The sequence below is a fragment of the Protofrankia sp. Cas3 genome (assembly GCF_963555955.1).
Classification (GTDB): Bacteria; Actinomycetota; Actinomycetes; order Frankiales; family Frankiaceae; genus Protofrankia.
The window spans coordinates 1-18,524 of the sequence record NZ_CAUVXP010000114.1; the positions used below are offsets into that span (position 1 = coordinate 1).

25 protein-coding genes, 2 pseudogenes and 1 other annotated feature are annotated in these 18,524 nt (G+C 66.2%); of the genes and pseudogenes, 9 read left to right on the forward strand and 18 right to left on the reverse strand.

What is annotated here, in order from left to right:
• Positions 1-69: 69 nt before the first annotated feature.
• Positions 70-828, reverse strand: a complete 759-nt coding sequence (locus U9983_RS19100) for a helix-turn-helix transcriptional regulator (RefSeq protein WP_322755349.1) — start codon at positions 826-828, stop codon at positions 70-72.
• Between the two features lie 124 nt (positions 829-952).
• Here U9983_RS19100 and U9983_RS19105 point away from each other — a divergent pair, with 124 nt between their 5' ends.
• Positions 953-1,834 carry an NAD(P)H-binding protein gene (locus U9983_RS19105; protein WP_322755350.1) on the forward strand — a complete coding sequence of 294 codons (882 nt, stop codon included), beginning with the start codon at positions 953-955 and terminating at the stop codon, positions 1,832-1,834.
• 324 nt (positions 1,835-2,158) lie between these two features.
• On the opposite strand, the gene U9983_RS19110 is transcribed toward U9983_RS19105, so the two are convergent.
• The 4 genes from U9983_RS19110 to U9983_RS19125 all read right to left on the reverse strand — a co-directional run bounded on the left by U9983_RS19110 (position 2,159) and on the right by U9983_RS19125 (position 4,829).
• Entirely contained in the window at positions 2,159-2,962 is an 804-nt protein-coding gene (locus U9983_RS19110; protein ID WP_322755351.1) for a hypothetical protein, read from the reverse strand.
• Positions 2,959-3,558 carry a tyrosine-type recombinase/integrase gene (locus U9983_RS19115; protein ID WP_322755352.1) on the reverse strand — a complete coding sequence of 200 codons (600 nt, stop codon included), beginning with the start codon at positions 3,556-3,558 and terminating at the stop codon, positions 2,959-2,961. Before U9983_RS19115 ends, U9983_RS19110 begins: the two co-directional genes overlap by 4 nt.
• A 375-nt stretch (positions 3,559-3,933) precedes the next feature.
• Entirely contained in the window at positions 3,934-4,623 is a 690-nt protein-coding gene (locus U9983_RS19120) for a hypothetical protein (RefSeq protein WP_322755353.1), read from the reverse strand.
• Positions 4,620-4,829: a hypothetical protein gene (locus U9983_RS19125; protein WP_322755354.1), complete on the reverse strand. Its 210-nt coding sequence runs from the start codon at positions 4,827-4,829 to the stop codon at positions 4,620-4,622. The genes U9983_RS19120 and U9983_RS19125 overlap by 4 nt, the downstream gene beginning before the upstream one ends.
• 149 nt (positions 4,830-4,978) lie before the next feature.
• On the opposite strand from U9983_RS19125, the gene U9983_RS19130 reads away from it, so the two are divergent.
• Entirely contained in the window at positions 4,979-6,178 is a 1,200-nt protein-coding gene (locus U9983_RS19130) for a helix-turn-helix transcriptional regulator (RefSeq protein ID WP_322755355.1), read from the forward strand.
• 220 nt (positions 6,179-6,398) lie between these two features.
• Here U9983_RS19130 and U9983_RS19135 read toward each other — a convergent pair.
• The 3 genes and pseudogenes from U9983_RS19135 to U9983_RS19145 all read right to left on the reverse strand — a co-directional run.
• Positions 6,399-7,618 (reverse strand): IS3 family transposase gene (locus tag U9983_RS19135; protein ID WP_322755356.1). Its coding sequence is split into 2 segments (ribosomal slippage): positions 6,399-7,336 and positions 7,336-7,618, totalling 1,221 coding nucleotides; the frame shifts between segments, so codons are not numbered across the junction.
• Positions 7,221-7,337, reverse strand: a sequence feature (AL1L pseudoknot). Its footprint overlaps the gene before it by 117 nt.
• Positions 7,619-7,666: 48 nt before the next feature.
• On the reverse strand, positions 7,667-7,888 hold the full coding sequence (locus U9983_RS19140; protein ID WP_416211445.1) for a transposase: 222 nt from the start codon (positions 7,886-7,888) through the stop codon (positions 7,667-7,669).
• Between the two features lie 62 nt (positions 7,889-7,950).
• Positions 7,951-8,046: pseudogene (locus U9983_RS19145) on the reverse strand (short-chain dehydrogenase/reductase); the annotation flags it as partial.
• Positions 8,047-8,142: 96 nt separating this feature from the next.
• Here U9983_RS19145 and U9983_RS19150 point away from each other — a divergent pair.
• Complete coding sequence (locus U9983_RS19150) at positions 8,143-8,868, forward strand: TetR family transcriptional regulator (RefSeq protein ID WP_322755358.1); 726 nt, start codon at positions 8,143-8,145, stop codon at positions 8,866-8,868.
• 308 nt (positions 8,869-9,176) lie between these two features.
• Here the strand turns inward: U9983_RS19150 and U9983_RS19155 are convergent, their stop codons facing one another.
• Positions 9,177-9,647: a MarR family winged helix-turn-helix transcriptional regulator gene (locus U9983_RS19155; RefSeq protein ID WP_322749722.1), complete on the reverse strand. Its 471-nt coding sequence runs from the start codon at positions 9,645-9,647 to the stop codon at positions 9,177-9,179.
• Positions 9,648-9,743: 96 nt separating this feature from the next.
• Here U9983_RS19155 and U9983_RS19160 point away from each other — a divergent pair, with 96 nt between their 5' ends.
• From U9983_RS19160 to U9983_RS19170, 3 genes and pseudogenes are all read left to right on the forward strand, one after another.
• Positions 9,744-10,121 (forward strand): YceI family protein, encoded by a 378-nt coding sequence (locus U9983_RS19160; protein ID WP_322755359.1) that lies wholly within the window; start codon positions 9,744-9,746, stop codon positions 10,119-10,121.
• Between the two features lie 60 nt (positions 10,122-10,181).
• Complete coding sequence (locus U9983_RS19165; RefSeq protein ID WP_322755360.1) at positions 10,182-10,376, forward strand: hypothetical protein; 195 nt, start codon at positions 10,182-10,184, stop codon at positions 10,374-10,376.
• 232 nt (positions 10,377-10,608) lie between these two features.
• Positions 10,609-10,850, forward strand: a pseudogene (locus U9983_RS19170) (IS1380 family transposase); the annotation flags it as partial.
• 133 nt (positions 10,851-10,983) lie between these two features.
• On the opposite strand, the gene U9983_RS19175 reads toward U9983_RS19170, so the two are convergent.
• The 6 genes from U9983_RS19175 to U9983_RS19200 all read right to left on the reverse strand — a co-directional run bounded on the left by U9983_RS19175 (position 10,984) and on the right by U9983_RS19200 (position 14,202).
• Entirely contained in the window at positions 10,984-11,349 is a 366-nt protein-coding gene (locus U9983_RS19175) for a MerR family transcriptional regulator (RefSeq protein ID WP_322755361.1), read from the reverse strand.
• Positions 11,350-11,899: 550 nt separating this feature from the next.
• A complete protein-coding gene (locus U9983_RS19180) occupies positions 11,900-12,280 on the reverse strand; it encodes an ATP-binding protein (RefSeq protein WP_322755362.1) in 381 nt (126 codons plus the stop codon).
• Between the two features lie 280 nt (positions 12,281-12,560).
• Positions 12,561-12,800: an alpha/beta hydrolase gene (locus tag U9983_RS19185; RefSeq protein ID WP_322755370.1), complete on the reverse strand. Its 240-nt coding sequence runs from the start codon at positions 12,798-12,800 to the stop codon at positions 12,561-12,563.
• 4 nt (positions 12,801-12,804) lie between these two features.
• The gene (locus tag U9983_RS19190) at positions 12,805-13,125 is read right to left on the reverse strand and encodes a hypothetical protein (RefSeq protein ID WP_322755363.1); all 321 of its coding nucleotides are present in this window, start codon (positions 13,123-13,125) and stop codon (positions 12,805-12,807) included.
• A 117-nt stretch (positions 13,126-13,242) separates the two neighbouring features.
• The gene (locus U9983_RS19195) at positions 13,243-13,782 is read right to left on the reverse strand and encodes a hypothetical protein (RefSeq protein WP_322755364.1); all 540 of its coding nucleotides are present in this window, start codon (positions 13,780-13,782) and stop codon (positions 13,243-13,245) included.
• A gap of 63 nt (positions 13,783-13,845) precedes the next feature.
• A complete protein-coding gene (locus U9983_RS19200) occupies positions 13,846-14,202 on the reverse strand; it encodes an aldehyde dehydrogenase family protein (RefSeq protein ID WP_322755371.1) in 357 nt (118 codons plus the stop codon).
• A gap of 267 nt (positions 14,203-14,469) precedes the next feature.
• On the opposite strand from U9983_RS19200, the gene U9983_RS19205 reads away from it, so the two are divergent.
• Positions 14,470-15,054: a helix-turn-helix domain-containing protein gene (locus U9983_RS19205; RefSeq protein ID WP_322755365.1), complete on the forward strand. Its 585-nt coding sequence runs from the start codon at positions 14,470-14,472 to the stop codon at positions 15,052-15,054.
• A 233-nt stretch (positions 15,055-15,287) separates the two neighbouring features.
• Here U9983_RS19205 and U9983_RS19210 read toward each other — a convergent pair whose 3' ends face one another.
• Entirely contained in the window at positions 15,288-16,520 is a 1,233-nt protein-coding gene (locus tag U9983_RS19210) for an RNA polymerase sigma factor (RefSeq protein ID WP_322755366.1), read from the reverse strand.
• Positions 16,517-16,840 carry a YciI family protein gene (locus U9983_RS19215; RefSeq protein WP_416211446.1) on the reverse strand — a complete coding sequence of 108 codons (324 nt, stop codon included), beginning with the start codon at positions 16,838-16,840 and terminating at the stop codon, positions 16,517-16,519. The genes U9983_RS19210 and U9983_RS19215 overlap by 4 nt, the downstream gene beginning before the upstream one ends.
• A gap of 735 nt (positions 16,841-17,575) precedes the next feature.
• On the opposite strand from U9983_RS19215, the gene U9983_RS19220 reads away from it, so the two are divergent.
• Complete coding sequence (locus tag U9983_RS19220) at positions 17,576-17,827, forward strand: type II toxin-antitoxin system prevent-host-death family antitoxin (RefSeq protein ID WP_322749718.1); 252 nt, start codon at positions 17,576-17,578, stop codon at positions 17,825-17,827.
• The gene (locus tag U9983_RS19225) at positions 17,824-18,078 is read left to right on the forward strand and encodes a Txe/YoeB family addiction module toxin (protein WP_322755368.1); all 255 of its coding nucleotides are present in this window, start codon (positions 17,824-17,826) and stop codon (positions 18,076-18,078) included. Before U9983_RS19220 ends, U9983_RS19225 begins: the two co-directional genes overlap by 4 nt.
• A gap of 139 nt (positions 18,079-18,217) precedes the next feature.
• Here the strand turns inward: U9983_RS19225 and U9983_RS19230 are convergent.
• A partial coding sequence (locus U9983_RS19230; RefSeq protein ID WP_322755369.1) for a hypothetical protein occupies positions 18,218-18,524 on the reverse strand: 307 nt, incomplete at its 5' end.

The following is an 18,524-nucleotide window of genomic DNA, read 5'->3' on the forward strand; positions in this document are numbered from 1 at the left end:
AGATGTGTATAAGAGACAGATATGGACCAGTCGAGGACCGGTGTCGGTGAACGAGGGGCCGAGCTGTCCTCAGCACGGAACGACGGGGAGCTTCCCAGCGGCGAACTGACCCGGCGTCACCCGCATGATGTGGTGGAAATCCGCGGTCATATGGGACTGGTCGTAGTAGCCGGCGTCGCTGGCCAGGCGGGCCCACGGCTGGCGACCGGTGCGGTCGAGGACCGCGCGAATCCGGTTGAGACGGGCGAACTGCTTGGGCGGGAGTCCGACGGTCTGCGCGAAGAGGCTACGCAGCTGCCTTTCGCTGACACCGACCTGGCGGGCTACGTCGCTGACAGTTGCCGGTGCGCCGCTGTTGCTGGTCGAGAGCTCGGCAGCTGCTGCCTGAACCAGGTTGGCTCGCGAATGCCCATCCGGTTCGGCGTCCCTGACACGTGAGTCCAGCGTTGCTATCAGGACCGCCGCGGCGCGCGCCGGGTCGTCGCCGATCCCCGCCAGCTTGTCCGTGAGCTGGTCGGCTGACCTATCCCACAGCTCGTGGAGGGGCAGGGCTCGGTCGACCAGGTCGCGCGCGGCGATCCCGAGCACCGTCGGCACGAAGCCGATGGTGATCCGCACCTGGATGCACAGAGGGATGGCCTTGCTCGGGTGGTAGGCGGCCTGGGTGCGGGGCCCGAGGACTCGCAGGGCGCCGTCGCCGTCCTCCGTTCGCCGCCACACGAGGGTGGTTGCCGGATCGGGGGCGTGGATCAACGGGTATGGGTCGACCTCGCTGGAGTAGGTCACGACGCTCACCCGCTCGACCCACGGGCGGTCAGCCTCAGACACGGGCAGCTGCCTGTCCACGGTGACCACAGTAGTCGTGGGGGACGGGGCTTCTCGCAGGTCAACTCCCGTACCGGTGTGCCGGAATTTCCTAGAAACCGCGGTCCGTCGCCACCACGATGGTCCTATGATCTTGATTACTGGTGCGACTGGCACTGTCGGTCGCGAGGTGCTGCGCCTCCTAGTCGGCCGGGGCGCTCGGATTCGGGCGATGACGCGAGAACCGGCCCGTCTCCGTCTTCCTGATGGCGCGCTGATCGATGTCGTGCAGGCCGACTTCGAACGTGCTGACTCGCTCCACAGCGCGGTCGCTGGTGTGGACAGCGTCTTCCTGTTGACCGTTCCGAGCCCCGCCGGCTCGGTCGCCGAGTATGACCTGGCCATGATTCAGGCGGCCCGTGCCTACGGCGTCCGGAAGGTTGTCAAGCTGTCCGCCATCGGCGGGAAAGCCGATGACGCCGACAATCTGCCCTCGCCCAGGCACCGTGCCGGCGAACAGGCGCTGGTCGCCAGCGGGCTGACCTGGTCCGCGCTGCGGCCCAGCTCGTTCGCCTCCAACACGCTGTCCTGGGCCGACGCGATTCGAGCCGGCAACCCGGTTCCCAACATGACCGGGACGGGCGCCCAAGGCGTTGTCGATCCCCGCGACGTGGCGGCGGTCGCGGTCGAGGCTCTGCTGACCGACGCGCACGATGGCGCGGCCCACACCCTGACCGGCCCCGAGCTTCTCAGCGTTCCCGACCAGGTCGCCCAGCTCGCCGCCGAGCTCGGACGAACCGTCACGACGGTTGACGTGCCTCCCCATGCGGTCCGCCAGCAGCTGGTCCGCGCCGGATTCGATCCGTCCATCGCGGACTCCGCCGTCGACGGCTACCAGCTCGTCCGGGACGGCGGTAACGCAGTCATCACCGACGATGTCGACCGCATCCTCGGCCATCCGGCCCGCGCGTTCCGCGCTTGGGCTCACGACCACCGCACAGCATTCGGCGCCGATGCGGGACACCCGTAGGGCTCCCGTTATCGCCGAGAACCGACTACAACGAACTCGGTCCCGCTCCGCGGCCCCGCTCGAACGGGCGATCCGCGTCCGAGCGACGGGCGGCCCACATGATCCTCCGCCAGCGGCGGTCGGGCCCTGAACCTCTCGACGCATGACGGTGGAGGGCGACTCCCAGCGCACCCGAGGCTCGTGCCGTCTCCGGTCGGCACCGCCAGCCGAGCGCGCGGGACGACGGATCATCCCGCACGCTCGGCTTCCTCATCGCCCTCAGCTCAACAAGCCGACGATGACTGCGTCTGAAAGCCGACCGAAACGGAATCGGGTCACGGCGCTCTACGTCGCCGCTGGGTCGACCTGACCGTCAAGCGCGATGTGGGTATCGGTACGCAACTGGGTGACCAAACCGCGGGCGGTGCCGGTGCCGACGCCCAGCCGTTTACGTAGCGTCTCAGCGGAGATCGGACGTTGGTGCTCCTGCCAATGCAGCACGTCCTCGGCGCGGGCCCGGTGAAGCTGGTCCTGCCTGCGTGCCTCGCGTGCGGCCTCGCGTGACAGCGAATCCAGGGCAGTAGTCCGGTTGCGCATCGGCTCGACAGCGGGCGCGGGCGTCGATTGCCGACGCTTGATCCCCGGCGGGGACGGGCTGTCGGCAGCCCGCGATTCGGCCGGACGGTGGCCGGCTGCTGTGACTTGCATCGCGTACAAGAGACCTGGGCCAACCTCGGCCCAGCCGACAAGGAGCAGCGGTCCGACGGCGTCGAACGCGGCTTTGCCGTAATGGCCGGCGATGAGGGGCTCCGCGATGTTCAACGCGAGCGTTACAGTGCTCGAGAATATGAGTAGACGTCGCGCTGATCGCAGCACCTCCACCGGTCCGTCGTGCAGGGCGAGGTGCCGCATGCCGAGCAGAAGCGCGACGACGGAGAAGTCGACCGCCGGCGCCACGAGAAACGCGACGTACGTCGGCACACCGAGGCGGACACCGAGCGTCGCGACATTGCCGAAGCCGAAGAGGAACGTCAGCCCGACGACGATCCCCACGATCACGGTGACCAGGCGGACCGCGGCGTCCGGAACTACCAGATGTGCGGAACGCGTGTTCGATTCTGTCGATGATGTTGTCGACCCCGCGCTCACTCGGCATCGCCCCTGGTCAGGAGCCTTGCGGAGACCGGGCGGACGGTGATTTCGGGACCCTGAACAAAGATCAAACGGTTCTTATTCTGGTGCGTTAGGTCCACCCCCGCTGACCTGGGCTTTCTCTGTCCTGGCAGCCTCTCCGGCGCCTCAGAAGTGCCCTGGTGTTCACGCTGGTGTGCACGAACTTTCCGTGGAACTGCCGCGGCACGCCGTTTGGCCGACTCCTGAGCCGTTGCCGGAGTCACCGCGGCGTACGTGTCGGCAGTGATCGTGATGGTGGAGTGACCGAGTCGCTCGGACAATTCCTTCAGCGTCTCCCCCGACTCCAGCCCCAACGTGGCCGAACTGTGCCGCAGATTCTTGATCGAAATCCTGGGCAGCTTCACGCGCCTCGACAGCATCTCGAAACGAGACGACACGGTGTCCGGATGCCAGGCTGACCCGTCGGCCTGCGTGAACACCAACCCGGAGTCCGACCAGGCCGCACCCATCGCCAGCTTCTGCGCAGCCTGCCGACGGCGTCGGAGTCGCAGCGCCTCCACGGCGTCAGAGTCGAGGACACCCGTCCGCGCTGACCGCCTGGCAGACTCCACATACCCGGTCGTGTCCTCATACCAGCAGCCCTGACCACGCAAGCCGCCCGCCGATAGTCGTAGCCATCCGGATCCACCGGCGTGCCATCGCCGTTCACCCGCCCGTACGAGCCGCAGGTGAGCGTGAGGAACATCGACGGCCGCCCACACCCGATCCACCATGGGACCGGCTTGCACACCAAATGGAAGAAAATCGACCGGTCTGATTGCTACCGCAGCGTTTCCGCACCGTCCGCTGGCGTTCGTGAACGTCCACCAGCGTCCGCCGACATCTTACATTCCACGAAAAGAATCTTCGAAGAATTGTTCGGCGGTTGACTTTCACCGAATGGATCATGGTTGCGGAAAGGTTTCTGGCTGGATTCGAACCCTTGTTCAGCTCCCCAGTCCAGGCTCGGATGTCAGCGGACAAAACCTGGAGGTAGGTTCACCGGGCAGCCAGACAGAGTGGCTACACCCGGTTGGAGTGATCCGCCAGGTCTGGCGGTTACGCGGATCGTCGATCTGCACAGGCAGCCGGACACCGGGTCGGATGGCCTGCGCGTGAGCCCAGGCATGGCATACAGCCCACGACGTGGTGTGGCCGAACGGGACGAGCAGCCGACCATCACCGTCAAGGAGAAGCAACGACTCAAGATCGACAAGTGTGCCCGGCTCCCTACTACCGCCTGTTTCCGCACCGCGGATCGCGTCAGTGGCAACGGGCAGGCGCGCACCCGCGCACGACGGTGACGACCGGCGAGCGGACCGCCGACGCACAAAGCGCTGTCGATGACGCAGCTGCTCCGGACCCAAAGCGACGGCAACGGCGCTGTAAACCATGTCGAGCGCGGCCTGGATACCGGACCGGAAGGCGGCCTGTTCCCCTACGGTGACCGCGGGACCGGCGGTAAGCAGCGGTGCGGGTTCGACACTGAGAGCGGCATGCAGACCACGGCGCATGTCCGAGGTCAAAAGCACCGGGTCACCCTGCGGGTTTCGGTCATACGCCGCATCCTGTGCGATGACCGCGAGAGCGTAAGCGCGCAGAGCCGCCGCGTTCGACAAGACGGGCTCCCCGTTCACCGGTCCGCCTCGTTCCAGCGGACACCAGCTGCCGCAGCGGTAACGAGGAACTCCACCGGCCCGACCGCGTAGTCCTCCATCCTCGCCGAGCGGGCAAAGCGGTCGGCCGCACCCGCACTTTCAAAGACCAGCACGATCGCCGACACCCGCCGCTGCGTCTCTCCCTCAAACCTGACCAGCCCGTACACCGGTTCGATATCCGCCATCGATCATTCCTTTCGGGACAGGAACCACTGTGCTACCGGTGCGGACAGTAAGCGGAACGGAGCGCGACGAAGTGGCACAGTGCAGACACAGCCGCATCCCGGTTACCCTGGGCGCACATCAAGCGATCGCCTGGACGGGGTAGATGCGGATGACCGGACCGCACATCGGCGCGAGGATCTCCGCGGAACGCAAGCTCCGCGGATTCAGCCAGCAGCAACTCGCCGCCCGCGCGCATGTCTCCCACAGCCTGCTGACAAAGGTCGAACAAGGACGCCGCCCCGCATCCCCCGCCCTGGTCACCGCCGTAGCCCGCGCACTCGACGTCGACCGGGGCCAACTCACCGGCCAGCCGTTCCGCGCACCCCGCGACCGGGACCACGCCGTGCACGACATGGTGCCCCGGCTACGCCAGGAGATCCTCGCCACCGCCCTCACCCCGTCCGAGGACCGGCCCACCCCGTCGCTGCCCGCCCTGTCCGCCGCGGTCACCGCCATCACCCACGCGGCCGAACGAGCAGATCTGGCCCTGATCGGTGAACGCCTCCCAACCCTGCTCGCCGATCTCCGCCTCGCCGCGCATACCACCAGCGGACAGGACCGCGAACAGGTCATGCGACAGTGGGCGCAAGCGTTCGGCGCCGCCCGCGGCTTCACCCAGAACCTCGGCTACTTCGACCTCTCCACCGTCATCGCCAACCATTACGACACCATCGCCGCCGCATCCGGAGACCCGCTGTGCATGACCCTGGGAATCACCAAACACGCCCAGGATCTCGTGGCAGTCGGCCGCCACGACCAGGCCCAGCAACTCCTCCAACAGGCCCGCGACCAACTGGAACCCCTGCTTGCCAGCAACGCACCGGAGGTCCTGTCGGTTTTCGGCTACCTGCATCTGCGGTCCGCGCTCGCGACCGCCCGTGCCGCCGACCCCGTCCGGACCGACGAACACTGGCGCGAGGCAGCCGCCTACGCCGCTCGACTAGACGGCGAGCCCAACCATTACGGCCTGTGGTTCGGCCCCTCGAACATCGGAATCTGGGGAGTCGGACTCGCCGTCGAACTCGTGGACGGGCCGTTGGCGATACGACGCGGTAAGCAGCTGACAATCTCCCCCGCTCTACCCCCCGCACGACTCGGACATCACTACATCGACCTCGCCCGAGCACAGCTGTTGACCGGGCACCGGCAGGCATCCCTGGTCTCACTCCAAAGCGCCAGAAGGATCAGCCCCCAGCAGACCCGTTACCATCCCATGGTCCGCGAGACCATCGCCGGAATCGCCCACGCCGAAAGACGCTCGACCGAATCCCTCCGCAACATCGCCGCATGGGTCGGCATAGAACCCTGACCTAACACGGCATGCACATGACAGGTCCTTGCGTGTTGCCGAATTACTCGGTTTTAGATAAGAGCGCGGCACGGGCCGCGCCGCGCGACGGCTGCGCGCGGCGCTGGCGCGCCATGCTCTCTGGGTGCGTCGCCGGCCCGCCACCACGTTGCATCAGAGATGCCTTACAGCAAGCCTGGCTTGGACTGAACCGTTCCGGGTTCTTTAGAGACCGGGATGCTTACGCTTCGGCCAGCACAGCAGCTTCGTCCTGAAGGTAGAAGGCTGATTCAAATTCGACCGGCGGCATGTCGCCGCAGCCGCTGTGGATGCGGCAGTGGTTGTACCAGTCGATCCACTCGAATGTCGCGAGCTCGACGTCATCGACTGTCCGCCACGGACCTTTACGATTGATCAGATCGGTCTTGTAGATGCCGTTGACGGACTCCGCCAGGGCATTGTCGTACGAGTCCCCGACGCTGCCCACGGACGGTGTCGCGCCGGCTTCGACGAGCCGTTCGGTGTAGCGGATTGACGTGGACTGTGATCCTCGGTCAGAATGGTGCACGAGCCCGTTGAGCGAGCTGTCCTTCCGGCCCCAGATCGCCATTTCGAGAGCATCAAGGGGAAGGTCTGTCCGCATCGTCGTGTCGAGTCGCCAGCCGACGATCCGTCGGGAAAAGATGTCGGTCACGAAGGCTGCATACACCATTCCCGACCACGTCGGGATATAGGTGATGTCCGCGACCCACAGGGCGTTCGGTCGGGCGGCGGTGAACTGCCGGTCCACCAGGTCAGCAGGCCGTACGGCTGTGGGGTCGGCGCGGGTCGTCCGGGGCCGTCCGCCGCCGTGCAGGGCGCCGGTGAGCCCAGCGGCGCGTATGATCCGTTCGACGGTGCACCGCGCGACCTTGATCCCTTCCCGGTTGAGTTGACGCCAGACTTTCCGCGCGCCGTACACCTCGTGGTTGTCCTTCCAGACTCGGCGGATCTCGATCAGGAGTTGTTCGTCGCGCTGTGCGCGGGCCGACGGGGGCCGGTTCTTGGCGGCGTAATACGTGGATGGGGCGATCTGTAGGACGTCGCAGATCGGCTCGACCCCGCCCAGGTCTTCCTTGTGTTCGTCGATGAAAGCGACTACCGCGGCAGCCGCGGGTCGAGCTCCCGCGCGAAGAAAACCGACGCGGCCTTCAAAATCTCGTTAGGCCGCCGCAGTTCACGGTTTTCACGTTCCAACTCGGCGATACGAGCGCCATCTGCGGTGGTCGTTCCCGGGCGCACGCCCTGGTCGACGTCTGTCTGGTTCACCCACAGCCGGAGGGTCGCCGGATGAGCATCCAGTCGCTGTGCAATCGTTGAGATCGCGCGATGCGATTCTGCGGGATGTTCACGTCGCATCTGCAACACGAGACGAACCGAACGTTCACACAGCTCGTCGGGGTACTTCCTGGGAGCGGGCACGACTCTAATCCTCTCAAAGGACAGAGTCTCCACCGAAGCCGGGGCGGTTCACTTCTTCCGGAGCTCGATCAGGTCGGCGCGCTCTGATACCGACAGCGGCTTCTCGTCGGAATCGCTGTCCTTTTTTGCCTTCGTCGCCCAGTTCCCCAAGGTTGATTCGTTGATGCCCAGGCTTCTCGCGACCTCGGCTAACGATCGGTCGGAGTCGAGCACCAACCTTACCGCCTCGTCTTTGTACTCCTGCGTGTACTTCCGGGGAGTCGACCCCATGACGACCCTTCCTTTCAGACAGTGAACTTCAGGTCCGCTGTCCACAGAAACGGGATCGCTCCAGTCGCCGCGACTTTGTCGCCGCGTGGGAGCGCCGCCTCGGCGAACCGGCGGCCGAAGCCGCGGGAGGAACCGGTGACGAACCAGATCTTGCTCATGGGAGTAACTCTTCGAGGTGTGGTACGAAGTCAACATCAGGAACCGTAGCATGATATGGGACTGAGTACTACTTCGCGTCTGTATACACTTTTGGTGTGGTCGAAACCTCCAGGACTTCGTCCTCCCGCGGCACCGCGCAGTTCTCGCTGCGCGAGCGGACGCGACAGGCGATGCGCGCCGAGGTCAGCGAGGTCGCGTTCCGGCTCTTCGCCGAGCAGGGCTTCGACAAGACGACGGTCGATCAGATCGCCGCCGAGGCAGGTCTGTCGCGTACCACCTTCTTCCGGTACTTCGGCACCAAGGAGGAGGTCGTTCTCGGCACTCTCGCAGAGTTCGGTCACGAGGTCGCCGCGGCGCTCGGCGCCCGCCCCGCCGACGAGCGGCCCTGGGATTCGCTGCGTCGCGCCTTTGACATGGTCACCCAAGTCAATGCCGACGAGCCCGGGCAGTCCCTGAACGTGATGCGGCTGCTCAGCGACGCCTGCGCCTTGATGACCCGCCGGTGGGAGAAGACGCAGGGCTGGCAGAGCGTCCTGGTGCCGGAGATCTCCCGTCGGCTCGGCGGCGGCCCGGAACCCGCCGACGACCCCCGCGCCCGGGCACTCGTAGCGTCAGCGATCGCCTGCCTGGACGCCGCCACCGACGCCTGGATGGCCAGCGACGGGACGACTCCGCTGTCCGTGCTGCTGGACCGAGCGATGGGCACGCTGAGCGAACTGAGCGAGCAGGACCTGCCCGGGCGACCATGCGCGCAGGCGGATGACCAGGGCAGCTGCGGTGGCGCTCACGCCTCGGTCAGGAGTAGTTCGCCCAGCTCATGACTTCACCGCCGTCCTCGCTGTATACGGCCGTGGACTTGTCGGACCTGGCCATGACACTGAACCCGTGGTCGTCGACTTCGAGGGCGAGCTGTAGATCTGGGATGCCCGGCGCGCGGACACCTGGACGTTCATCAGGGCATTCTCGCGGGCGACCCGGCTGCATCCCAACAGGCTGCATGGGTGCCGATCTATCACCGCGGGGCGGGACGTTCTTGCGAAGTCATCCGGGGTACGGGCGGCGCCGCTGCTGCGGGTCGTGGCGCTGTGCATCACGACGGCGGCCTCGCGAGCCCGCCCGGCCGACGTACTCAGCGTGCGCTGTCCTGGACGCGCAATTCGGCCTCGAGTAGGTCCATGGCCTTGAGGAACGCCGCCCGTTCGCTGGCATCCAGTTGGTTAAGGACGCGCAACAGGGGCTCGGCGGCGTCATCGAGCCATTCGTCGACGAGCCCTACCTTCTGCGGCGAGATCTTGACGATGGTGCGCCGCCGGTCGCCGGCGTCCGCCTCGCGGATCACGAACCCGGCGCGGTCCAGGTCGGCCAGCACGCCGCTGACGGTGGACAGGGTCAACTCCAGCCGGGCCGCCAGCGTGCCGACGGTCAACGGCTCGTCCCGGAGCTGCTCCAGCACGGCGACGTGGCGCGGGCTGAGCGGACTCTGCGTCGCCGGTGCCGCACGGTCCTGCGAGCGGCGCATGCCCCGGGCGATACGCGGCATGAGCTGCATCAGCCGCAGGCACAACGCGCTGTGCTCGGCCTCACCGGCATGCTTTGCCATTCCGTGGCCGCCCTTCCTTGACACCGACCGTCGCCAGTCTATACGGTTCGGCTAACCAATTAGTTTGGTATGATGAACAAAATTGTTGGAGGATACGTGGCAACCATCGAGGCCGCGACATTGCGGGCGCGCCTCGCCGACGGCTCGCTCGCCGGGCCATGGCGGCTGGACCCCAGCCGGTCGACGGTCGAGCTCCACACCAAGAGCATGTGGGGGCTCGCGCCGGTAAAAGGCACGTTCCGGGAGCTGTCCGGCGAGGGTGCCCTCACCGCGACGGGCGAGGCTTCCGGCACCCTCACGGTGCACTCGGCGTCGATCGACACGAAGAACCGCAAGCGGGACGACCATCTGCGGTCGGCGGACTTCTTCGACAGCGCCGCCTACCGATCGGCCTTCGGCCTGACCTGGAACCAGATGGGCATGGCCGCCATGAAGAACACCATCACGATCCACGCGGTCTTCCTCCGCGGCTGACGCCGGCGACGTCGCACCGTCACCCAGAAGCCACCAGCGTTCCTGTACGCGGAGATGCTCATGAATATCGCCTTATGGATCTTCCAGGCTCTGCTCGCGGCTACTTTCCTCACGGTCGGCGGCCTCACCCTGGTTGTCGGCGGAAGCGTCGTGCACCTGCGCCGCTCCGAGACACCGGCGGCGGCGTTCAACGTCGTCTTTCTCGTCTTGCTCGGTGCGATCGCGTGGGGGCGATTCGGGCCGTACCGCTTCTGACCCGATCCGCCTTCGTGCACCGCCACCGGCGGGCTCGGGCAGCCCGCGCGCTGGCGCAGGACGGCCCGGCACATGGTGCTCACCGGCGGAGACCACACATGACACGCGAAGTCCGGCATCCGGTCGGCGGCGAATTCATCGGAACGCCACCCGCGGAAACATCCTGACCGATGTCTCCGTGCTCCTGCCGGCCCGCGCCGCGCGGGTGAGCGGGCGCAGCTGGCTTGCGGCCGTGGACCTCTTCTCACGCTCCTGTGACAGCGCGGTGTTCGACGAGGGCAATCTCGTGTCGCACGCGGGGCTGGTGCCGTTGCCGGGGGATTGCCGCCGCTGCTGGACAAGCATGTGCGGTTTGTCGATGAGCGGGTCACGTCCGGGGCGGCCAACGCGACACCGAAACTGATCTCGATCATCGCCGGGATGGCTGCCGGCGCAGACAGTATCGACGACCTGGACGTCATCCGCAGTGGTGGGACGTGGAACTCGTCCGCAACGGCGTGGAATCCTCTCGCCCTCTGTGACCTGGACGTTTGCCAACGCCGGCCTTACCCGCAGGGTCGCAGGGTCGCAGGGTCGCCAGCTGACCACGAGACGCAGGCCACCCTGCTCAGACGGGCCGGCTTCGTTGTGACGGTTCGACGGACGGCCCGTCGGTTGCGCAATTGCGCAGCATGTCGTTGAGTCTCTGGGCTTCCACGAGTTGATCCTCGAGGATGAGGATGCGGCAGGCGGCCTCGACGGCGGTGCCCTGATCGACGAGTTCGCGGACGCGGGCAGCGATGCGCAGCTGGTAGCGGGAGTAGCGGCGGTGTCCGCCCTCGGAGCGCAGCGGAGTGATCAGACGGGCTTCGCCGAGGGCCCGCAGGAAGGCAGGTGTCGTCTGGAGCATCGCCGCTGCGCGGCCCACGGTGTAGGCGGGGTAGTCGTCGTCGTCGAGGCTGTCGGCGGGTCTCGGTGCGATTTCTGGGGCCATCGCACCTTTCGGGACACGTCGGGGGGCCTTGGTGCCGTACGGCACCAAGGCCCCGAGCGAGGTTCAACACCGTCTACCGGCCCACTGCGCCGGCTATCTGTCTGCGCATCTCCACCAGAGAGGGCGGAGGCGTTGGGGTCGCAGATGCGTAACCGGGAACCACCTTCCCATCCGGGGTCTACCGAACTGACGCTCTTACTCCACAGGTATTGCCGAACATCCACGACGCGCGCGGTGGCCCCCTCTGGGCCGCCGTAGCGCTCGCACCAGTTCATGTCTGGCGCGTATCGCTCACTCACTTGGCTACAACAGGAACTCTAGCCGATGCAGTGCTCCATGTCTACTGCGACGGCAACAGATTTTTCTTCACGGCAGCCGTAGGTATGTTGCCGCGTCCGGGCTCCCCTACGACCTGGTGTCCTGCCGACGATCCCGAGCGGCGCTCGGAGGTACTCAGTCGTCGCAGTGGCGGCCGAGCGGACCGGTGGCGACGGCCAGGCCAGGATCGGGAGCGAGGTGCGACGGTGCTGGTGCAGCCCGGTGCCGGAGTTCAGCAGGGTGCGGGCCAGCCGCGAGCGACGGCCCGCACGGTTGGTCGACGGTCGGGCTCCGGGTCGACGACGTGCATCCCGCGGCCCCGCTCGTCGGAGTCGCTGAGCTCCGGGGCCACGGGGCGCAGCGCCGACCCGTCTGCGAGTTCGAGGCGCAGGACACCTTCTCTGGCGGCGAGGCTGAGGTGGAGCTGCCCTTGCTCGCCAGCATGCTGGACGGCGTTGGTCACCAACTCCGACACCACCACCACCGCTGCGTCGTCGGCTTGCTGCTCACGCCCCCAGGCGATCAACAGGCCGCGCAACACCTCGCGGGCGGCAGCCGGGGCCTGCGCGGTGAACGGCAGATCCACGCTGGCCGACCAGCCGTCACCCTGCATCGCCCGCTGACCCCTTCCAGCCGGTTGGTCTCCCCCAAAGCGTCCGGGTTCCCCACTGGCGACAATGCGAACAGGCACCGACCGACAGTTGTGTACCTGTAGTCCGACGATCACCAGGAGCTGGCGTCGGACACCGTGTCGTGCCGGCCACTTCACCTCGGACCTCGCCCCTTCGTTGTCGTCGGTCGACACCCAACACCTCCGGTGCCTCCCTCCTCCGCCTCGCGATCTACGTACCCCAGCCCCACTCCTTGATCCACACCCCTGTTGCCGGACGCTCCTAGTCTTGGAGGAAGTCCTTCACCTCGGCGGTGAAGTTCTCGAGGTGCTGGAACAGGAAGGCGTGTCCGGCGTCGCTGTAGAGGACGAGTTTGGCGTTCGGCAACTCCTGGACCGCCGCGTAGGAGGCGAACGCATCGATCATGACGTCGTGTGCGCCATTGGCGTACAGCACCGGCAGCGTGATCTTCTTGAGGTTCTGGACGACCTGCTCCCACGGAGCGGTCAGCGTCGCCGTGATCGCTTCAGCGGATGGACGCGATCGTGATGTACGGAGCCTTCGGGAGCCGCAGCACGAGGTCCGTCCAGATCGGCAGCGCGTTCTCGCCGTCCGGGGCGGGGAGGTCGTCGATGGCCGCGAGGTCGAAGTGGTTCACGAAGAAGTCGGGCACGTCGCTCCTGAAGACGACGACCTGGATTTCGGGCTCGGTTTCGAGCTCCCGGACGATCTCATACAACCGGACCGCGGTCTCGGCGAGGACCACGTTCGCCGGCGGGTTCGAGAAGGTGATCGTGGCGATCTTCGGGGTCGGACGCTCGAAGACGACTGTGCTGGACTCGTTCACGGATGGCTCCATTCTGGGGTGATCGTCAACGGCTGACGATCTTCATAGATCGATCGTGCTGCGACTGACTGCCCCACGCGAGGTACTGGTGAGCCGAGCCACGCCGGCTGGACGTGGTTAACTCCGGCGGAACAGTCGGCTGATCATTCCGTAGATCGCCAGTTGGCTGCCGGCGAAATAGTGGTGCTTGGGAAGTTGGTCGGCGACATCCTGCTCGCGCAGCCGGTAGTAGATGTGGCGCTGCACGGGCGGTAGCGCAGCCTGGTCCGCGAAGTTGTTGCTGGGGATGAATACCATTCCGGCTGATCCACCGATGGTTTCGATGAATGGCTGGCCGCACTCGTCGCAGCGGCCGCGATTCAGGCGCGCGCATTTCGCGAAGCGTCCCCGGTCGGGATTGCCGAACCGGGAGCCGCGCCCGTGGGCGAAGCCCGGGGGCAGCAGCTTCGGGTTGATTAAGGTCACGCGCTCGGCGTGCACCACGACATTCTTGGCGCGCACGAAAGTGACATCGGTGTAAGGCTTTCCCATGAACTGCTGGCAGTACAGGCAGTGGCAGTAGAACCGCTGCATCGCAACCCCTGCCGTCACTTCGAAGGTATTCGCGCCGCACGCGCACGAGCCGCGCACCACGATTGCTGTTGCGTTGGTCGACATGAGCCTTTCCTCTGCTTCAGGGCCGAGTATGAAAATGAGAGCCGGTGTACGTCGATGATGCCGCTATCGGAGAAAGAAGTTGAGCAGCGGGTCGGCCCGCCTACCGAAGTGCGCGCACAGGAGGCTGATGGTGTTCCAGCGGCCTTGTCCGTAGATGCCCCTGGCGTAGCCGAGCGTCCGAAATCCCTCGATTCCGCGGTATTGGCCCATGCCGCTTTCGCCGACACCGCCGAACGGAAGGTCATCCTGCCCGACATGCGTGATCGTGCCGTTGATGGTGACGTTGCCGGACGTCGTCCGCTCGAGCACCTTCCGCCGGTCTGCGTCGTTGGCGCCGAAGTAGCAGAGCGAGAGCGGTCGCGGTCGTGCGTTCACGCAGCCGATGGCGTCGTCACGATCACCGTAGGGAAAGATCGACAGACTGGGTGTTGATCGCCTCCTCGATGGCGCCGCGCCGTGCGAGCAGAGCCGCCCTGAACTTCTTCAGATCACTGCGTCGCTTGGTCAGTGACGGTGCCCCGTCGCGGAGATAGGCGGCGCGGCGAACTCCGCGCCGAGACCGGAGCTGACTCTGGTGACGATGGCGGTCTGGTGACGGCAGTCGATCGTGGCCATGGTCACACTCTACGCAGGTTTCTGCATTGAGTGCAAGGGTCTGCATTGAGGGAATCGCCGTACCATGAGTGCATGGCTCAGACACCCATCCGTGAGCAGACCCGCGCCGTGGTCCGCTCCCTGCTCGCCCGAACCGCTCTCGAACTGTTCGCCACCAAGGGCTACGCCCACACCACGGTCGACGAGGTCGCCGCCGCCGCGGGTGTCTCCCGACGGACCCTGTTCAACTACTTCCGCAACAAGGAGGACCTCGCGCTCAGCGGCCTCTCCGAACAGGGTGACCTGATCGCCGCGCGATTCGCCGAGCGCCCGGCCGACGAGGACCCCTGGGCGTCACTGCGCGCGGCGTTCCAGGTGCTCGAGGAGATCGAAATCACCGCCGAGCACCGGCTTGAGATGGTCACGCTGCTGTTCGGCAACGACTCCCTGCGGGCCGGACACCTCGAGAAGCAGGCCCGCTGGCGGGATCTGCTGGCCCCACTGATCGAGCCCCGGTTGCCCGACTCCGACCGCCGCGCCTTCGAGGCACGCGCGATCGCCGCCGCAACGATCATCTGCCTGCAGGCCGCCACGGAGGAATGGATGCTCCTCGGCGGTAAGGTTGACCTGTTCGACCTCTACGACACGGCCGTGCACGCCGTCCGCCGCCTCCCCTGAACCCCGCACCCGAACGACCCGACGAACCAGACCCAGACCCAGACCCAGAACCAGAACATCGCTGCCTTCACAGGGTGTTGCATGAACCATATGTGCACTACAGGCCGGATATGTGAAACATCCCTTTAGGTCGGCTTGATCGTTATACCGGTTGTGTCGTCCCGGCCATCCCGGCGGTGACCGGTCCCATCGGCGGCGACCGTTCTCGACTGTTCACCGATACCGGAAATGCACTACCCCAGTTGGTCCCGGCGGCGGGTCAGGTAGGCGGTCTCAGCGGTGTTGCCCGCCAGTTTGATGGCTTTGTCGTACGCCGCGCGCGACTTCTGGCTGCGGCCCAGCCTGCGCAGCAGGTCAGCGCGGGTCGCATGGTAGGCGTGATAGCCGGCCAACGTGTCCTCAAGACGGTTGACAGCAGCCAGCGCCACCTCCGGGCCGTCGATCTCGGCAACCGCGATGGCCCGGTTGAGGGCGACGATCGGCGAGGGGTCGAGGCGGACGAGCTGGTCGTAGAGGGCGACAACCTGCGACCAGTCGGTGTCGCGTACATCGCGGGCGGAGGTGTGCACGGCGTTGATCGCTGCGAGGATCTGGTAGCGACCCGGAGCCACCCCGGCGGCCAGACGCTCGCGCACCAGCCGATGGCCCTCGGCGATCAGCGCCGCATCCCAGGCCCCGCGGTCCTGCTCGTCGAGGGCGACCAGTTCGCCGCTGCCCGAAACCCGGGCCGTACGGCGGGCTTCGGTCAGGAGCATCAGCGCCAGCAGACCGGCCACCTCACCGTCCTGCGGCATGAGGGCACGGATCAGGCGAGTGAGCCGGATCGCCTCGGCGGTCAGGTCGTGACGTACGGGATCGGTGTCGGGGCCAGTCGCCAGGTAGCCCTCGTTGAAAACGAGGAACAGGACGGCGAGCACGCCGCAGATGCGTGCCGGGAGATCCTGCTCGGACGGCACCCGATAAGGGATGCGAGCCGCCTTGATCTTGGCCTTCGCGCGGGTGATCCGCTGCCCCATGGCGGCCTCCTGTACCAGGAAGGCACGGGCGATCTCGGGCACGGTCAGACCACCGACCATGCGCAGCGTCAGCGCCACGCGGGTCTGCATCGCCAGCGCCGGGTGACAGCAGGTGAAGATCAGCCGGAGCCGCTCGTCGTCGATGAGGCCGACAGGCTCGGGCGGGTCGTCGTCGTACAACAGCTGAGCCTCCGTCTGCTTGTCGTCGCGCTTGTTCTCGCGCCGGATCCGGTCGATGGCCTTGCGGATGGCGGTGGTGGTCAGCCAGGCGCCGGGGTTGGGCGGCACGCCGTCGGCCGGCCAGCGCTCGACGGCGGTCGCGAACGCCTCGGCCGCTGCCTCCTCGGCGATGTCGAGGTCATCGAAACGCCTGGTCAGGGCGGCGATCACCCGCGCCCACTCCTCGTGGTGGGCCCGGGTGATCGCCTCCCGGACGTCGACCCTGTTCACAGGAACGGCCGCACCTCGACCTTCCGATTGCAGGCCTTCGACCCCTCGGCGGCCAGCTTGAGCGCCACATCGAGGTCCGCGGCCTCGATGATCCAGAAGCCGGCGAGGAACTCCTTCGACTCCAGGAACGGCCCGTCGGTGAACATCGCCTCCCCACCCCGGTTATCGATCACAGTGGCCGTGCCGGGCGCCCCGAGGCCGCCGGCGAAGACCCAGTGGCCCTCGGCCACAAGCCGGTCGTTGAACACGTCGATCGCGGCCTGCTCCGCCGGGGTGGCCAAGCCATCCTTGTCAAAGATCACGGAAACCATGTACTGCATCTCGGATCATCTCCTGTGCTTTGGGGGCCCCCTCGTGGGCGGCCGCTCACCCCTACAACGAACACCTCCGCCCCGATCCGACACCCCCGCCCGGACTTCTTTCGAGGACCTTCTGGTACGCCGGTTGTAAGCGATCGACAGCGCGACGGTTTCGGGGCGACTGCGCTCCACTTCCTCGTGTGCGCGTCCAGTGCGGACAAACTCTGGGACCAGATCGATCGCGAAAACCCCTACTAGGGTCCTGCGTCTGAAATTCGTTTCCAAAACACCCTCTACGATCTTGTATTTGGTGGTCGGTCCTCGAGGATCAAGTCATGGCGCGACGAGGACGACCCACAGCAGAGCTAATCGTGTCGGAGGAAGAAACGGAGACGCTGGCGCGGTGGGTCCGGCCGCCCTCCAACGCGCTTGGACAAATAGCCAGCGGCGGGTTTCTCTGATGTCCGCGGACAAAGTTTGTAGCCCAATGCGGCGTCGGTCCAGGAGTCTGTCTCACCGGTGAATGTCGCAGTGTTGGGCCAGGTAGGTGCGGAACGCATGTTCGATTCGGATGATGACCTTGCCGCTTCGGTGCCAGGCCGCTTCGGTGCCAGGCCGCTTGGTATCGGCCGGCGGCTGGTCGAGCCGGGTCAGTCTTCGACGGGGGGCCGGTACACCAAGGACCCTTGCCGATCCCCAACTCGGGACGTACAATTTTCTGTACGTACAACTTTCCGTACAAACGAGGAGGATGCCATGAGGACAATGACTTACTCGGAGTCACGTGCACGGTACGCAGAAGTTCTCACGGCTGTGGCGGAGGACAGGGAAGAGGTCGTCATCACCCGCGCCGGCCACGAGCCGGTGGTGATCGTCTCCTTGGATGACTACCAGTCACTCAAGGAGACGGCATACTTGCTTCGCAGCCCGGAGAACGCGCGCCGACTGCTGATCGCCATCGACCGGCTCGAGAGCGGCGGCGGCGTCGTCCGGAACCTTGCGGAGTGAAGCCCGTCTGGGACGAGAACGCCTGGCAAGACTACGTATGGTGGCAAACCCAGGACCGCAAGATACTCAAGCGCATCAATACCCTGATCCAGGACATCGCCCGCAACGGGAACGACGGCATCGGCAAGCCTGAGCCCCTGAAGCACGGGTTTCAGGGCTACTGGTCGCGGCGCATCAACGACGAGCACCGACTCATCTACAAGGTTAGCGGCGACGAGATCCGCATGGCTCAATGCAGGTACCACTACTGAGGCATCGAGTAGGCTGGGGCAGTTACGGAACACACGTTCGAACCATTCGACGATGCTGCCCGCTCGGGCTTCACTGGGCATCGTGCCTGGTCGACAGCCGTGCCAGCGGCGGCGACGAGCGGGCCGGTGCCCCAGACGATCATTCGGGTTCGCGCCCCATCTCCTCACGCAGAATCTCACTGGACCGGGCTGCAAGATCGCCCTTGCCGCTGGACAGGGCGCCCACGAAGTCCGGCAGCGGCCACTCGTCCCCACCGTCCTCAGTCGGGGTATTCTCGCGCACCACAGTCAGGATCGGCGCCACCTGCGACTCGGGAAGCCGGTCGATCAGCCTGTGCAGCTCGTCCCGCACGATGCTCACAGACCACCGGATACGGCTGTGGTCGGCGGCCGACCCACCAGATCCACGCGGCGTACGACCTTGTGGCCCCGAGGCGGACGGATAG

Bases quoted from the DNA above. Each gene is read 5' to 3' on its own strand.
- U9983_RS19105 (WP_322755350.1), top strand. From the start codon at position 953: ATGATCTTGATTACTGGTGCGACTGGCACTGTCGGTCGCGAGGTGCTG.
- U9983_RS19125 (WP_322755354.1), bottom strand. From the start codon at position 4,829: ATGGCGGATATCGAACCGGTGTACGGGCTGGTCAGGTTTGAGGGAGAG.
- U9983_RS19130 (WP_322755355.1), top strand. From the start codon at position 4,979: ATGACCGGACCGCACATCGGCGCGAGGATCTCCGCGGAACGCAAGCTC.
- U9983_RS19140 (WP_416211445.1), bottom strand. From the start codon at position 7,888: ATGGGGTCGACTCCCCGGAAGTACACGCAGGAGTACAAAGACGAGGCG.
- U9983_RS19155 (WP_322749722.1), bottom strand. From the start codon at position 9,647: ATGGCAAAGCATGCCGGTGAGGCCGAGCACAGCGCGTTGTGCCTGCGG.
- U9983_RS19165 (WP_322755360.1), top strand. From the start codon at position 10,182: ATGAATATCGCCTTATGGATCTTCCAGGCTCTGCTCGCGGCTACTTTC.
- U9983_RS19175 (WP_322755361.1), bottom strand. From the start codon at position 11,349: ATGGCCCCAGAAATCGCACCGAGACCCGCCGACAGCCTCGACGACGAC.
- U9983_RS19180 (WP_322755362.1), bottom strand. From the start codon at position 12,280: ATGCAGGGTGACGGCTGGTCGGCCAGCGTGGATCTGCCGTTCACCGCG.
- U9983_RS19195 (WP_322755364.1), bottom strand. From the start codon at position 13,782: ATGTCGACCAACGCAACAGCAATCGTGGTGCGCGGCTCGTGCGCGTGC.
- U9983_RS19205 (WP_322755365.1), top strand. From the start codon at position 14,470: ATGGCTCAGACACCCATCCGTGAGCAGACCCGCGCCGTGGTCCGCTCC.
- U9983_RS19215 (WP_416211446.1), bottom strand. From the start codon at position 16,840: ATGCAGTACATGGTTTCCGTGATCTTTGACAAGGATGGCTTGGCCACC.
- U9983_RS19220 (WP_322749718.1), top strand. From the start codon at position 17,576: ATGAGGACAATGACTTACTCGGAGTCACGTGCACGGTACGCAGAAGTT.